The 15,019-nt window shown below is 71.6% G+C and carries 13 protein-coding genes; 5 read left to right on the top strand and 8 right to left on the bottom strand.

Annotated features, from left to right (window positions below):
* Positions 1 to 61 precede the first annotated feature (61 nt).
* The gene (locus ACWCO8_RS24575; protein WP_451034061.1) at positions 62 to 1,540 is read left to right on the top strand and encodes a CehA/McbA family metallohydrolase; all 1,479 of its coding nucleotides are present in this window, start codon (positions 62 to 64) and stop codon (positions 1,538 to 1,540) included.
* A gap of 9 nt (positions 1,541 to 1,549) precedes the next feature.
* Here ACWCO8_RS24575 and ACWCO8_RS24570 read toward each other — a convergent pair whose 3' ends face one another.
* Positions 1,550 to 2,083 (bottom strand): GNAT family N-acetyltransferase, encoded by a 534-nt coding sequence (locus ACWCO8_RS24570; protein WP_362013037.1) that lies wholly within the window; start codon positions 2,081 to 2,083, stop codon positions 1,550 to 1,552.
* 120 nt (positions 2,084 to 2,203) lie between these two features.
* Between ACWCO8_RS24570 and ACWCO8_RS24565 the strand changes: the two genes are divergently transcribed.
* The 3 genes from ACWCO8_RS24565 to ACWCO8_RS24555 all read left to right on the top strand — a co-directional run bounded on the left by ACWCO8_RS24565 (position 2,204) and on the right by ACWCO8_RS24555 (position 3,867).
* The gene (locus ACWCO8_RS24565; RefSeq protein WP_451034060.1) at positions 2,204 to 2,971 is read left to right on the top strand and encodes a GNAT family N-acetyltransferase; all 768 of its coding nucleotides are present in this window, start codon (positions 2,204 to 2,206) and stop codon (positions 2,969 to 2,971) included.
* Positions 2,972 to 3,095: 124 nt separating this feature from the next.
* Positions 3,096 to 3,566 carry a carboxymuconolactone decarboxylase family protein gene (locus ACWCO8_RS24560; RefSeq protein WP_451034059.1) on the top strand — a complete coding sequence of 157 codons (471 nt, stop codon included), beginning with the start codon at positions 3,096 to 3,098 and terminating at the stop codon, positions 3,564 to 3,566.
* Between the two features lie 88 nt (positions 3,567 to 3,654).
* Complete coding sequence (locus tag ACWCO8_RS24555; protein WP_362013031.1) at positions 3,655 to 3,867, top strand: hypothetical protein; 213 nt, start codon at positions 3,655 to 3,657, stop codon at positions 3,865 to 3,867.
* 88 nt (positions 3,868 to 3,955) lie between these two features.
* Here ACWCO8_RS24555 and ACWCO8_RS24550 read toward each other — a convergent pair whose 3' ends face one another.
* From ACWCO8_RS24550 to ACWCO8_RS24525, 6 genes are all read right to left on the bottom strand, one after another.
* On the bottom strand, positions 3,956 to 5,530 hold the full coding sequence (locus ACWCO8_RS24550) for an APC family permease (protein WP_451034058.1): 1,575 nt from the start codon (positions 5,528 to 5,530) through the stop codon (positions 3,956 to 3,958).
* A gap of 283 nt (positions 5,531 to 5,813) precedes the next feature.
* Positions 5,814 to 7,274 (bottom strand): aldehyde dehydrogenase family protein, encoded by a 1,461-nt coding sequence (locus ACWCO8_RS24545; protein WP_451034057.1) that lies wholly within the window; start codon positions 7,272 to 7,274, stop codon positions 5,814 to 5,816.
* Entirely contained in the window at positions 7,271 to 8,998 is a 1,728-nt protein-coding gene (locus ACWCO8_RS24540) for an N-acyl-D-amino-acid deacylase family protein (RefSeq protein WP_451034056.1), read from the bottom strand. Before ACWCO8_RS24540 ends, ACWCO8_RS24545 begins: the two co-directional genes overlap by 4 nt.
* Before the next feature lie 583 nt (positions 8,999 to 9,581).
* The gene (locus ACWCO8_RS24535) at positions 9,582 to 10,706 is read right to left on the bottom strand and encodes an LLM class flavin-dependent oxidoreductase (protein WP_451034055.1); all 1,125 of its coding nucleotides are present in this window, start codon (positions 10,704 to 10,706) and stop codon (positions 9,582 to 9,584) included.
* Positions 10,707 to 10,814: 108 nt separating this feature from the next.
* Positions 10,815 to 11,576, bottom strand: coding sequence for an SDR family NAD(P)-dependent oxidoreductase (locus tag ACWCO8_RS24530; protein ID WP_451034054.1), 762 nt, complete (start codon positions 11,574 to 11,576; stop codon positions 10,815 to 10,817).
* A gap of 14 nt (positions 11,577 to 11,590) precedes the next feature.
* Complete coding sequence (locus ACWCO8_RS24525; protein ID WP_451034053.1) at positions 11,591 to 12,511, bottom strand: LLM class F420-dependent oxidoreductase; 921 nt, start codon at positions 12,509 to 12,511, stop codon at positions 11,591 to 11,593.
* Positions 12,512 to 12,739: 228 nt separating this feature from the next.
* Between ACWCO8_RS24525 and ACWCO8_RS24520 the strand changes: the two genes are divergently transcribed.
* On the top strand, positions 12,740 to 13,621 hold the full coding sequence (locus ACWCO8_RS24520; protein ID WP_451034052.1) for a hypothetical protein: 882 nt from the start codon (positions 12,740 to 12,742) through the stop codon (positions 13,619 to 13,621).
* 62 nt (positions 13,622 to 13,683) lie between these two features.
* Here ACWCO8_RS24520 and ACWCO8_RS24515 read toward each other — a convergent pair whose 3' ends face one another.
* Positions 13,684 to 14,901, bottom strand: a complete 1,218-nt coding sequence (locus ACWCO8_RS24515) for an amidohydrolase family protein (RefSeq protein WP_451034051.1) — start codon at positions 14,899 to 14,901, stop codon at positions 13,684 to 13,686.
* Positions 14,902 to 15,019: the final 118 nt, after the last annotated feature.

Here is a 15,019-nt window from a genome sequence, read left to right as displayed (position 1 = left end):
GCGACGCGTCAGGCCTCTTGCGTTGTCCGGGAGTTCACGCCCTACTACCAGGGTGCCGGACATGAGCGAACCGACCCGACGAACGCTCCTGACGACGAGCGTCGCCTCCGCCCTTACCTTGGGAAGCGTGAGCTTCGCGCACGCGGCCGACACCCCCGGTGGCGACCGCACCGAGACCGTCGGCGGCACGCTGCCGCCCGGCTCACCCGACTACGTGTACCTGCCGGTCGAGATCCCCCGCGGGGTCCGCGAGATCCACGTCGCGTACACCTACGACCGGCCCGCCGTCCCCGCCGGGACGCAGGGCAACGCCCTGGACATCGGCATCTTCGACCAGCGCGGCACCGAGCTCGGCGGGGACGGCTTCCGCGGCTGGTCGGGCGGCGCGCGCAAGGAGTTCTTCCTGCGCACCGACGAGGCCACACCCGGCTACGTCGCAGGTCCGCTGCGGGCCGGGACCTGGTTCGTGGTGCTCGCCCCGTACACGGTGGCGCCGCAGGGGCTCACGTACTCCGTGACCATCACCCTGCGGTTCGGCGCCTCGCTTCCCGTCGTCCGGCCCGTGTACCCGCCCGAGCGGGCCAAGGGGCGGGGCCGGGCCTGGTACCGGGGCGACAGCCATCTGCACACCGTGTACTCGGACGGCCGCCGCACGCCCGCCGAGGTCGCCACGCTCGCGCGCGCCGCCGGGCTCGACTTCCTCACCACCACCGAGCACAACACCCATGCCGGGCACGGCGCGTGGGCGGAGCTCGCCGGGGACGACCTGCTGATCCTCCTCGGCGAGGAGATCACCACGCGCAACGGTCACGTCCTGGCGCTCGGCACCGAGCCCGGCACGTTCGTGGACTGGCGCTACCGGGCGCGGGAGAACCGTTTCGGGCACTTCGCCCGCGCGATCCGTCGGGCGGGCGGCCTGGTGGTCCCCGCGCACCCGCACGCCACCTGCATCGGCTGCAACTGGAAGTTCGGCTTCGGCGACGCGGACGCGGTCGAGGTGTGGAACGGGCCCTACACCCCGGACGACGAGGTGTCCCTGGCCGGCTGGGACGCGGCGCTCGCGAAGGGCCGCTGGACCCCGGCGATGGGCAACAGCGACGCCCACCGCGACCCGGACCGGGTCGGCACCCCGCAGACCGTGGTCCTGGCGGACGAGCTGAGCCGGGAGGCGATCCTGGCGGGCCTGCGCGCGGGCCGGTCGTACGTCGCCGAGTCCTCGGCGGTCTCGCTCGACTTCGCGGTCACGGACGGGCGGGGGCGGACGGCCGGCATCGGCGAGCGGCTGCGCGTCCCGGCGGACCGGTCCGTGACGGCCCGGCTCACGGTGACCGGCGCCCCGGAGGGCGCCACGGTCCGCTTCGTCACGGACCAGGGCGTGCTGCACACGGCGCCCGCGGCGGGGCAGCCGGTGGAGTGGGCGACGACGGCCGCGTACGCCTCCTACGTACGGGCGGAGGTACGGCACCCGGCGACGCTGCCGCCCCTCCCGGGCGCGCTCGTGGCCTTCACCAACCCGGTGTTCCTGGAGGGCACTCGCTGACCGGGCTTGTCAGGCCGCGTACTCGCTGAGGTCGATGGCGTGCACGCGCAGCGGCGTACCGAAGGCCGGGTGCTCCAGCTCGCGCTCCGGGCTCATGCCGAGCTTGCGCATGACGTTCTCGGAGGCCGTGTTGGAGATGTGGGCGATGGAGATCACCCGGTCGAGGCCGCGGTCCTGGAGCGCCCACTCCAGGACCGCGTGCGCGGCCTCGGAGGCGTACCCCTGACCCCAGAACGGCCGCCCGAGCCGCCAGCCGATCTCCACCTCGTGCGCCAGCTCGGGCAGGAACTGGGGGACGGAGAGCCCGGCGAAGCCGATCAGCTCGCCGGAGCCGAGGAGTTCGACGGCGAAGAGCCCGAAGCCCTCGTCGTCCCACTCCTCCTCCCACCGCTCGATGTCCTCCGCGGTCTGCTCCAGATCCCGGACGGACCCGTCGCGGATCCAGCGCATCACCTCGGGGTCGGCGTCGATCTCGGCCATGGGCACGAGGTCGTCGTCGGTCCAGCGGCGCAGGAGGAGGCGGGGGGTGAGGATCTCGGTCATGGCCCCATCCTCTCAGGGCGGGCCTCCTGCCCTCGGGGCTGGCCTCCTCCCCAGAGCTCGCCCCCAGGGCCTCCCCTGGGCGGGGAAAACCGGCGGCGGGCCCGCGGCCCGGCTGCTTGGATGGCGATCATGCTGAGCCGCCTCGAGACGTACTACGACACCGTCCCCCGGTCCGCCGCCCGTGCCGAGGAGTTCGGGTCGCTGACCCTGTTCGTACGGGAGGGGCAGGGCTGGCCGTACTACGCCCGCCCCGCGCTCGGGCACACCGGTGAGGTGCCGCTCGCCGACGTGGAGCGGGTGCGGGCGCGCCAGCGGGAGCTGGGCGCGCCCGAGGCGTTCGAGTGGGTCGCGGAGACGACGCCGGGGCTGCGGGCGGCCGTCGAGAAGAGCGGGCTCGTGGTCAACGAGCACCCGCTGATGGTCCTCGAAGGGGAGGGCGTGGCGGTCCCCGCGCCCGAGGGCGTGACCGTACGGATGGTGGAGGCCGGCGACCCGGCCCTGGCCTCGGCCGCCGCCGTCCCGTACGCGGCCTTCGGGGTCACCCCGGACGCCTCGGTCGCCGGGCATCTGGCGGCCAGGATCGACGCGGGGCTCACCCGGCTCGCCGCCGCCGTGGACGCGGACGGCACGGCCCTCTCGGCCGGGCAGCACCAGCCGGTCGGGACCGCCCTGGGCACCGTCTCGGAGGTCGTCGGGGTCGGCACCCTGCCGACGGCCCGCCGCCGGGGCCTGGGCCTCGCGGTGACCGCCGCCCTGGTCGCGGACGCACGGGCGCGCGGGGTGGAGACCGTCTTCCTGTCGGCGACGGACGAGAGCGTGGCGCGGCTCTACGGGCGGCTCGGCTTCCGTACGGCGGGCACGGCGCTGATCGCCGAACCGGCCTCCTGAGTCGCTCGGGAGAACCGCCGCGAAAAAAAATCTTCCCGGTCGTGTCACATCCGCGTCGCGCGGTCCGTCAGTGCTGTGAAGGCAACGAGAACCGGCACCACGGACCGCCCAAGGAGCGACCGCCATGCAGCAGCACACGACCACCCAGCGCATGACCAACCCCGCCTACCTCCTGCCCGACGCCGGAGCGGCCATCCAGAGCCTGGTGAAGGCCACCCGTCAGGGCGGCGTCGCCGAGTCGATCCTGGAGCTCGTGCACCTGCGGGCCAGCCAGATCAACGGCTGCGGCTTCTGCGTCGACTACGGCGCGAAGGGCGCCCGGAAGGCCGGGGTGAGCGACGAGAAGCTGTTCGCCGTGGCCGCCTGGCGCGAGACGCCGTACTTCTCCGACGAGGAGCGCGCCGCGCTCGCCCTCGCCGAGCACGCGACGCGGCTCGCGGACACCTCGGACGCCGTGCCGGACCCGGTGTGGGACGCGGCGGCGGACCACTTCGACGAGAAGCAGCTCGCCGCGATCGTGCTGATGGTCAGCCTCACGAACCTGTTCAACCGGCTCAACGTCACGGTGCGGCAGCCGGCGGGCGTCGCGATCTGAGCCCGCGGAGGGGCACACGGGCGGGAGGCCTGACGGGCACCCGAACGGACGGCACCACCCGCCCGGGGGCCCGCTCGTTGGTCGGGGCATGAAGAAGATGCTCACCGCGGCCCTGACCGGTCTCGCCCTCGCGGGCAGCCTCGGCGCCGCCGGTTCCGCCGTCGCCGACACGTCGACCGACCTCGGCAACGCCAACCTGCCCTCCGTCGTCCCGCTGAGCGGCCTCCTGAACCCCCAGGAGCGGCCCGCCGAGATGCCGGCCGCGAACGCGGCGGTCGAGGGGCTCCTGCCCGGACGCTGAGCCCGGGGGTACGAAAGCGCGAGGTGGCGGGACCCGATCCGGGTCCCGCCACCTCGCGCGTTCATGACTCAGGTGTACGTACGGGCTGTCAGTCGGCGACCACCAGCGACGGGGTCTCCTTCGTCAGCACCTCGCCCCGGAAGAACGCGGGGCTCTTGCGCTGCATGACCAGCATGATCACGAAGCCGACGAGGAGCAGTCCGACCCCGATCACGAAGACCGAGCCGACGCCGAGGACGGACGAGCCGCTGCCGTAGGCCGGGTCCCACATGTCGTACAGCGTCTTGCCGAAGACGGCGGTCAGCAGGACTCCGCCGAGGACCGGGCACAGGCCCTTGTAGAGGAAGTCCCGGCCGGAGCGGAAGAGCTCCTTGCGGAAGTACCAGGCGCAGGCGAACGCGGTCAGCGAGTAGTAGAAGCAGATCATCAGGCCGAGCGCGTAGATCGTGTCGACCAGGACGTTCTCGCTGACGAGGGTCATCACCGTGTAGAACGCGCCGGTGGCGACGCCCGCGACGATCGTGGCCTTGCCCGGCACCTTGAAGCGCGGGTGGACCTTGGCGAAGGAGGGCGGGAGCGCCTCGTACGTCGACATCGCGAGGACCGTGCGGGCCACCGGGATGAACGTCGTCTGGAGGCTGGCCGCGGCGGAGGCGAGGACGGCGACGAAGAGCAGGATGCCGAGGACCGGGCCCATGACCGGGCCCGCGAGGGCCGCGAAGACGTTGTCGGAGGTCTCCGGGTTGGCGAGGCCGAGTCCGGTGTCGCCGGAGCCGACGGCCATCTGCGCGGCGACGCCGGTGGCGAGGTAGGAGCCGACCAGGACGACCATCGCGATGAGCGCGGCGCGGCCGGGGGTCTTGGTGGAGCCCGTGGTCTCCTCGTTGGTCGCCATGCAGGCGTCCCAGCCCCAGTACATGAAGATCGACAGGGAGAGACCGGCCGTGAAGGCGGCGAAGGACTGGACGGCGAACGGGTTCATCCACTCCCAGGAGAAGGAGAGCCCGGTGTCGAAGGTGCCGCTGCCGGCCTTCTGGAAGGCCATCGCGACGAAGATCGCGAGGACGACGAGCTGGAGGCCGACGAGGGCGTACTGCACGCCCTTGGTGGCGGTCATGCCGCGGTAGCTGATCGCGGTCGCGATGGCGATGAGCACGAGGCAGGTGACGATGTGGACGGCCTTGTTGTCGTCCAGGGCGGCGATGGACTCGCTGCCGGTGAGCTCTCCGGCGAGGAGCCAGAAGTACGAGGTGGCGACGCCGGCCAGGTTGGAGAGCACGATGATCGTCGCGATGACGAGGCCCCAGCCGCACATCCAGCCGATCTTGGGGCCGAAGGCCTTCACGGTCCAGGTGAAGGAGGTGCCGCAGTCGGGCATGACCCGGTTGAGCTCGCGGTACGCGAAGGCGACGAGCAGCATCGGGAGGAAGCCGGCGAGGAAGATCGCGGGCATCTGGAGGCCGACCTCGCCGGCGGTGGAGCCGAGCGTCGAGGTCAGACAGTAGACGGGGGCGACGGTCGAGATGCCGATGACCGCACTGCCCATGAGCCCGACGGAGTTCCCGCCGAGACCCTTCTTCCGAACGCCGTGGCTGTCGGTGGTGGCGTCCGTGACGCCCCTTACCGTGTCTCCGGCCTGGGGCCGTGCTTCCACCTGAGTCATGAACAGGACGTTAAATGCTGCGGTTTCCACATCCGGAAGACGGAAGTCCGGGACGTTGACCGATCTTCACCTTGCATTGAGAGGGCGACAACGACCTCTGAGCATTGATTGAAAGATCGACCACCCGGTCGCACCGACCGATTGGTAGGCGTCTCACCGACTGTCCGATATGCGGGAACCGCAGCACCACCCCAAATGTCCGTTTTCAAATTTTCCCGAAGAATTTTCCGGGCCGTGCGGGAGGCCGTACTCCAGGCCGCGCTCCGGCCGCGCGGGAAGCGGGTCAGCCCGGCCAGACCACCGCCTGCGTCTCGCTGTACGCGTGCAGGGCGTACGAGCCCACGTCCCGCCCCACACCGCTCTTCTTGAAGCCGCCGAAGGGCGCCTCCATGTTCCGTCCGATCGTGTTCACCCCGACGCCGCCGGCCCGCAGCCGGGCCGCGATGCGGAATGCGCGGGCCACGTCCCCTGACCACACGTAGTCGAGGAGCCCGTAGTCGCTGTCGTTGGCCAGCGCGACGCCCTCCTCCTCGTCGTCGAAGGGGACGACCACGACGACCGGACCGAAGATCTCCTCCCGCACCACGCGCATGTCGTTCGTGCAGTCGGCGAGCAGGGTCGGGGCGACGTAGAAGCCGCGCTCCATGGCGGGCCGGACCCCGCCCGCCACCACCCGCGCGCCCTCCTTCTTCCCGAGCTCGACGTACGACTCCACCCGGTCGCGGTGGGCCGCCGAGATCACCGGGCCGACGACCGTGCCCGGCACCGTCGGGTCGCCGACCTTCATGAAGGCGAGGTAGCCGGTGAGCTTCTCGATCAGCTGCTCGTAGATCCCGCGCTGGGCGAGCACCCGGGTCGGGGCCGTACAGATCTGGCCGCTGTAGAAGGAGAAGGTGGTGCCGATGCCCATCACGGCCGAGTCGAGGTCGGCGTCGTCGAGGACGAGCGCCGCGCCCTTGCCGCCCAGCTCCATCAGCTGCCGCTTCAGCGCCCGGCCGCAGACCTCGCCGATCCGCTGGCCGACGGCCGTGGAGCCGGTGAAGGAGACCATGTCGACGTCCGGCGAGTCGACGGCCGCCTCGCCGACGGCGGCGCTCGTGCCCGTGACGACGTTGACGACGCCGGCCGGGACGCCCGCCTCCTCCAGGGCGCGGGTCATCGCGAAGACCGAGAGCGGGTCCTGCGGGGCGGGCTTCACCACGACCGTGTTGCCCATGGCGAGCGCCGGGGCGATCTTGCCGGCCGGGTTGGCCCAGGGGTTGTTGTACGAGGTGATGCAGGTGACCACCCCGACCGGGCGGCGCACGGCGACCGCGCCGAAGACCCCGGCCTTGCCCATGGGCCCGGCCTCGTTGATCTGCGGGGGCAGCGCCTGCTCCACGGGTTCCAGGGCGCCGCGCGCGTACCGCCGGAAGCGGGACGATCCGACGGCGACCTGCATCCCGCGCGCGGTGCCGGTGGTGGCGCCGGTCTCAGCCTGCGCGAGGGCCACGTTCGCCTCGGCGTCCCGGGCCATCAGGTCGGCGGCCCGGTCGAGGAGCGCGGCGCGCTCCTCCGGTTTCGTACGGGACCAGGTCGCGAAGGCCTCGCGGGCGGCGGCCGCCGCCTCGTACACCTGGTGCGTACTCGCCTCGGGCGCGAGGCCGACGACCTCCTCGGTGGCCGGGTTGACCACCTCGTAGTGGCCGCCGTCGGGCTCGACCCACGCGCCGCCGATGAAGAGTCGCTGATCCGCCTGGCTCATCGGGTGGACACCGTCCTCGTGTCGCGGCCCGAGCGCAGTACTCGGCCGGGTATCGCGCCGGTCACCTCGTCGTCGCGAATGGTCTCCACGCCGTTGACGCGGACGGAGACGACGCCGATCGCACGCGAGTCGAGCCGGGGGCTGTCGCCGGGCAGGTCGTGGACGAGGGTCGCGGGCCCGGCGTCGATCCGCTCGGGGTCGAAGAGGACGATATCGGCGTGGAACCCCTCGGCGATCCGGCCGCGTTCACGCAGCCCGAAGAGCCGGGCCGGGTCGTCGCTGAGCATCTTCACCGCCTGCTCCAGGGGGACGAGCTTGCGGCCGCGCAGGCAGTCGCCGAGGAAGCGGGTGGTGTACGGGGCGCCGCACATCCGGTCCAGGTGCGCGCCGGCGTCGGAGCCGCCGAGCAGCACGTCCTCGTGCTCCCAGGTCTCGCGGCGCAGCGCCCAGGAGGCCGGGTCGTTGTCGGAGGGCATGGGCCACAGGACGGTCCGCAGCTCGTCGTTGGCGCAGATCTCGACGAGGCACTGGAAGGGGTCCTGGCCGCGCTCGGCGGCGATGTCGTTCACGACGCGGCCGGTGAGGCCCTCGTTCTCGCGGCTGTACGTGTCCCCTATGACGTACCGGCCGAAGTGCGCGAGGCGGCGGAAGACGCCGGCCTCCTTGGAGTCGGCGCGGCGCAGCATCTCGGCGCGGACGTCGGGGTCGCGGAGCTTGGCGATGCGCTCGGGGACGGGGAGGCCCAGGATCTCGCCCCAGCCGGGGATGAGGTTGAGGGCGCAGAACGTGCCGAGCGACATGTTCATGGGGGTCAGGATCGGCATGGTGAGCGCGACGATCCGGCCGCCGGACTTGCGGGCGCGTTCGGAGGCGACGAGCTGGCGCGGGACGCGTTCGGGGACGGCGGCGTCGATGGTGAGGACGTTCCAGTTGAGGGGGCGTCCGGCGGCGGCGGTCATGTCGACGAAGAGGTCGATCTCGTCGTCGGAGAACTGGTCGAGGCAGCCGGCCAGGATCGCCTCGATCTGGGTGCCCTCGTGCTCGCCGACGGCCTTCGAGAGGGCGACGAGTTCGGCGGGCGAGGCATGCCGGGAGGCGACGGGGGCGCCGTCGCCGTCGGAGTGGGTGGCGGACTGGGTGGTGGAGAGGCCCCAGGCGCCGGCGTCCATGGCGTCACGGAGGAGTTCGGTCATCCGCCGGATCTGCTCGGGCGTGGCGTGCCCGCCGACGGCGTCGGAGCCCATCACGTACCTGCGCAGGGCGCAATGCCCCACCATGAACCCGGCGTTGACGGCGATGCGCCCTTCGAGGGCGTCGAGGTACTCGCCGAAGGAGGACCAGCTCCAGTCGACGCCCTCCTCCAGGGCCTTGAGGGCCATGCCCTCGACCTTGGACATCATGCGGCGCGTGTAGTCGGCGTCCTCGGGCCGGTCCGGGTGGAGCGGGGCGAGGGTGAAGCCGCAGTTGCCGCCGGCGACGGTGGTGACGCCGTGGTTCATGGAGGGCGTGGCGAAGGGGTCCCAGAAGAGCTGGGCGTCGTAGTGGGTGTGCGGGTCGACGAACCCGGGCGCGAGGACGAGGCCGCGGGCGTCCTCGGTGGTCCGGGCGACGGCGCCGGCCTCGGGAAGGACGATCCGCCCGTCCTTGATCCCGATGTCGGCGACGCGTGCGGGGGCGCCGGTGCCGTCCACGACGGTGGCGCCCTTGATCAGGTGGTCGAGCATGACGGTCCTTTCGGCACGTGGACTGCCCCGGCCGGGACCCACGCAGTCGGCCGCGACTACGAGGCCCCCGACCGGGGCCGGTGACGGGACGGCGATCCGGGAAGACACCGCCCCGCGCTCGTGGTGGGCGGGGCCGTTTCCCCCACCCCGCCCCTTCCCCAAACCCTGCCGGGGGCGGGGTGGGGGCCGCTCAGGTGCACTCGGGGCTGCGCCCCGCCGCCCCGCCCGGGGGGCGAGGGCTACGCCCCGCCCCGGAGGGCGGCAGCTCCGCGCCGCCCACGCCCGTTGTGGGCAGTCGTTCCGCTGGGGCGGAACGGGTGGGCACAACGGACGGCGCCCTGGCGGGCGCGTCCGCTCCAGGGGCCCGACGCCCCCGGGGCCGGCACCCCGTGAAGACCGTCCGCCCGGAGGGCCCAGTGCCACGGGGGCGGTGGCCCGTGCGGGCCCGGCCCCGAGGACTTCGGCCCTCCGGGCCGGAACCCGTGCGGGACGCCCACGCAGCAGGCCCCGGGGTGCGGGTGGGGCCCTGTGCGGAACGCGCCCGCAAGGGCGCCGTCCCGCGGAGAAGCCCCCCAACCCCCCGTCACACGCCCGCGGCCCCGCGGAAGCGGGTCGTGCGGTGGATCGGGTCCGTGTCGATCTTCGGGATCACGTGTTCGCCGATCAGCTTGATCGAGTTCATCGTGTCCTCGTACGAGATGCCGATCGGCAGGCCGAAGGAGAGCTGGTCCGCGCCCGCCTGCTCCCAGCGCTTGCACTGGGCCAGGACCTCCGACGGGTCGCCGCAGATCATCAGCTCCTCCGCGATGAGGAGTTCGATGATCTCCGCGCTGTACTCGGGGAGCAGCTCCGGCCACTCCGGGATGCCCTCGGGGCGCGGGAAGGTGTCGTGGTAGCGGAAGAGCAGCGACTGCAGGTAGTTGAGCCCGCCGCCGACCGCGATCTCGACCGCCTTGTCGTGCGTCTCGGCGCAGATCGCCGTCGAGGTGACCATGACGTTGTCGTTGACGAAGTCACCGACCGCCTTCGCCTCCTTGATCGCCGTCTTGTACGACTCGAGCACCCACTCCATGTCGGAGACCTTCTGCACGCTGAAGCCGAGGACCCCTAGTCCCTTCTTCCCCGCCATCGCGTACGAGGGCGGCGAGCCGGCCGCGTACCACATGGCCGGGTGGGACTTCCCGTACGGCTTCGGCAGGACCTTGCGCGGCGGCAGGGACCAGTGCTTGCCCTGGAAGCCGACGTACTCGTCCTGGAGCCACATCTTGGGGAACTCGGCGATCGTCTCCTCCCAGATCTCCTTCGTGTGGTTCATGTCGGTGATGCCCGGCATGAACCCGAGGATCTCGTGGGAGCCCGCCCCGCGCCCCGAGCCGAACTCAAAGCGGCCCTGGGAGAGGTGGTCGAGCATCGCGACCTTCTCCGCCACCTTGACCGGGTGGTTCACCGGCGCGAGGGGGTTGAAGATGCCCGAGCCGAGGTGGATCCGGTCGGTCGCGTGGGCGAGGTAGCCCAGGTAGACGTCGTTCGCCGAGAGGTGCGAGTACTCCTCCAGGAAGTGGTGCTCGGAGGCCCAGGCGTACTTGAACCCGGACTTGTCCGCCTGGATGACGTACTCGGTCTCCTCCATCAGCGCCTTGTGCTCGGCCTCGGGATCGGTCTCGGCGCGCTTGCCGACGTATCCCTGTACGAAGATCCCGAATTCCAAGGGGGTTCACCGTCCTCGTTGTTTCTGACGTACCGTCAGATTCTCGATGTGCCCGACTCTCGCACCGCACCGTGGGTCAGTCAATAGCTGACGCTTCGTCAGACAGGCTCAGAACAGGCTCACGCCCGCCAGCCAGCCGCCGTCGATGACGAACGGCTGGCCCGTGATGTACGAGGAGTCCTCCGCGGTCAGGAAGAGCGCGAGCGCCGCCACCTCCTCCGGCCTCCCGATCCGCCCCATCGGCACGAGCTTCTGGTACAGCCCCGCCGTCGCCTCCGGGTCCACACCCTCCGGATTGCTCATCGGGGTGTCGATCGCCCCCGGGCAGACCGCGTTGACCCGGATCCTCTTCGCCGCCAGCTCCAGGGCCGCGACCTTGGTGAGCCCGAGCACCGCGTGCTTGGTCGCGGCGTACGCGCCGACCCCCGCCATGCCCGTCACCCCGGTGTACGACGCCGTGTTGACGATCGTGCCGCCACCCGCCGCCTCGATCTCGGGCGCGACCGTCCGTATCCCCAGGAAGCAGCCCACCTGGTTGACCTGGACGATCGCCTGGAACTCCTCCAGCGGCGTGGACACCAGCTCGTTGAAGCGCAGGATCCCCGCGTTGTTCACCAGGCCGTCGATCCGCCCGAACCGCTCCTTCGCGACCGCCACCGCCGCCGTCCAGTCCTCCTCCTTCGTCACGTCGAGGTGGACGTAGACCGCCCGCTCCTCCCCCAGCTCCTTCGCCAGCGCCTCTCCCGGCGCGTCGAGCACGTCCCCGAGGACGACCCGCGCCCCCTCGGCCGCGAAGAGCCGCGCCTCCTGCTCGCCCTGCCCGCGCGCCGCGCCCGTGACGACGACGACCCGCCCGTCCAGCTTGCCCATGTCGGTCCAACTCCTCAGCTCAGGTGGGGGGCGACCTCGGCGGCGAACGCCGCCATCTGATCGGTGAGTTCGGTACGGCTCCGGGAGCGGAACCGGACCTGGATCTGGTGCACGCCCATCGCGCCGTACGCGTTCAGCGACTCCGCCAGGGCCTCCGGCTTGCCGGTCAGCGTGCGCCGGCCGACCTCCCAGCCGGCCTCGCCGACGTACAGCGCCTCGGTGATCGCCCCGACGGTGATCGGGTCCGCGATCCCGGCCTCCTCGCGCAAATCCTTGAGGCGGGCGATCTGGACGGCCAGCTTCTCCCTCGGGTCGCCCTGCGGCAGCCAGCCGTCGCCCTTGAGCGCGGCCCGGCGCACGGCGGCCGGCGAGGAGCCGCCGACCCAGACCGGCACCCGCGCCTGGACGGGCCGGGGCCGCTGCCCGAGGTCCTTGAAGGCGAACCGCTCACCCGAGTGCTCCGGGAACTCCTCCGGCCCGAGAGCCGCCCGCAGCGCGTCGATCGTCTCGTCGAGGACCGGTCCCCGGCGGACGAAGTCCGCGCCGACGGCCTCGAACTCCTCCTGGACGTGCCCGGCCCCGACCCCGAGGACCAGGCGGCCGCCGGAGAGGTGGTCGAGGGTCGCGTACGCCTTCGCGGAGACCAGCGGGTGGCGCAGGCCGACGACGGCGACGTGCGAGAGCAGCCGGACGCGCTCGGTGGCGGCGGCCAGGAAGGAGAGGGTGGCGACCGGGTCGTACCAGATGGTGCTCATCGGCCCGGCGAGCCGGCGCGGAATGGCGACGTGGTCGCAGCTCGCGATGTAGTCGAAGCCGGTGCGGTCGGCGACGCGGGCGATCTCCAGCAGGTCGGCGGGGCCCGCGTCGGCCTCCCAGGGCTCGGCGTAGAGGGTGCTCTGCGACTGGACCGGGAGCTGCATCCCGTAGACCACCATGATGGGACCCCCTGCTCTTGATCTGACGATTCGTCATATGGATTGGCGGGTCTCATGCTTGCGTCTGACGGTCCATCAGACAAGGGGTGCGCAGGGACGACGTCCCGGAACCGTTCCGGGCGTGTCTCGGAGCCGTAACCGGCTGAGTGACCCACGCGGCCGCCCCCGTACTCCCCCGCGAAGGCAGCACACGAAGGGCACCGACGCCCGCATCACACAGGGGGAACCATGAAGATCCAGCGCCTCGGAACGATCGCCGCCGTCACCACCGCGGCCGCGCTCCTGCTCACCGCGTGCGGTGGCGGCACGGAGGACAAGGCGGCGGACAAGGCCGCGGACAGGCCCACCGCGAGCGCCACGAGCTCCGCCGACGCCGCCGCCTCCTCCTCGGAGTTCACCTCCCTCAGCGGCACCGCGAAGCAGAACAACGCCCAGCCGAAGACCGGTGACTGGGCCAACTCGCCCGGCAAGCCGCAGAAGTGGGTGCAGCTGAGCGCCGCCCGCGCGGGCGCGCTCTCGCCGGTCGTCGTCAACGGCGCGGGCTTCACGCTCTACCGCTTCGACAACGACACCGCGAAGCCGTCGAAGTCCACCTGCAACGACGCCTGCGCGACCACCTGGCCTCCGGTGGTCGTCGCGCCCGGCGGGCGGATCTTCATCGACGGCGTCAAGAAGTCCGACGTCGGTGTCGTCAAGCGGGACGACGGCAAGCTCCAGGTCACCATCGGCGGCTGGCCCGTCTACCGCTTCAACAAGGACCTGCGGCCCGGCGACACCAACGGCCAGGGCGTCGGCGGCACCTGGTTCGGCGTGACCCCGGACGGCAAGAAGGCGGGCGGCGGCGCGAGCGCGCCCGCCGGCTCCGGCGCGAAGAGCAGCGTGACCCTCTCCGACGAGAAGAACTTCGGCGACCCCTCGGAGGGCCTGGCCGGCACCGGCTGCCAGAACGTGGGGCGCGACAACAGCGCGTCCTCGCTGCAGGCGAGCGGCACGGTGAAGATCTGGACGGAGAAGGACTGCAAGGGCACGTCGAAGTCGGTGAGCGGCAACATCGCCGACCTCGCGTCGATCGGCTTCGACAACACGATCTCGTCGGTCCGCTTCGGCTGAGCCGCAACAGAGCGGGGAGGCCGCCGCCCCGGAAGGGGTGGCGGCCTCCCCGCGCGACCTGGTTACGGCACCCAGAGCCCTTCCGCCGAAAGCCCCAGCAGCTCGATCGCGTTGCCGCGCACGATCCGCTCGACGACGTCCGGCGCCAGGTGCCCCATCTGGGCCTCGCCGACCTCGCGCGACTTGGGCCAGGTGGAGTCGGAGTGCGGGTAGTCCGTCTCGTAGAGGACGTTCCCGACCCCGATCGCGTCGAGGTTCTTCAGGCCGAAGGCGTCGTCGAAGAAGCAGCCGTAGACGTGCTCGGCGAAGAGCTCCGACGGCGGGCGCAGCACCTTCTCGGCGACGCCGCCCCAGCCCCGGTTCTCCTCCCACACCACGTCGGCGCGTTCGAGGATGTACGGGATCCAGCCGATCTGGCCCTCCGCGTACATGATCCTCAGGTTGGGGAAGCGCTCGAACTTGCCGCTCATCAGCCAGTCGACCATCGAGAAGCAGCAGTTGGCGAAGGTGATCGTGGAGCCGACGGCCGGCGGAGCGTCGGCGGAGGTGGACGGCATCCGGCTGGAGGAGCCGATGTGCATGGCGACGACCGTGCCCGTCTCGTCGCAGGCCCGCAGGAAGGGGTCCCAATAGTCGGTGTGGACGGAGGGGAGCCCGAGGTGCGGGGGTATCTCCGAGAAGGCGACCGCGCGGACGCCCCGGGCGGCGTTCCGCCGGACCTCCTCGGCGGCGAGGTCGGCGTCCCAGAGCGGGATGAGGGTGAGCGGGATCAGGCGCCCGTGGGCCTCGGGCCCGCACCACTCCTCCACCATCCAGTCGTTGTAGGCGCGGATGCCGAGGAGTCCGAGTTCGCGGTCGCTCGCCTCGGTGAAGGTCTGCCCGCAGAAACGCGGGAAGGTGGGGAAGCAGAGGGCGGACTGGACGTGGTTGACGTCCATGTCCGCGAGCCGGTCCGGCACGGAGTACGAGCCGGGGCGCATCTGCTCGTAGGTGATGACCTCGAGCTTGATCTCGTCCCGGTCGTAGCCGACGGCGGTGTCGAGGCGGGTGAGCGGCCGGTGCAGGTCCTCGTACACCCACCAGTCGCCGATCGGCCCGTCGTCGCCCTTGGCGCCCATGACGGGCGCGAACTTGCCGCCGAGGAAGGTCATTTCCTTCAGGGGCGCGCGGACGACCCGGGGTCCTGTGTCGCGGTACCTGGACGGGAGCCGGTCCCGCCAGACGTGAGGCGGCTCCACGGTGTGGTCGTCCACCGAGATGATCTTCGGGAAGGTCTCCATGCGTTTCACGGTAGCGCTGATCTGACGGTCCGTCAGCTCCTTGTGCGCGTACGAGCACCGTTACGCGCACCGTCTCGTCGGCCGGAACCTGTCGGATCATGGGGCAGGACTTGTGCAG

Source organism: Streptomyces sp. NPDC001927 (genome assembly GCF_053594455.1).
The sequence above is the reverse complement of the archived record's forward strand: the minus strand, read 5'-3'. Positions and strand labels throughout refer to the sequence as shown.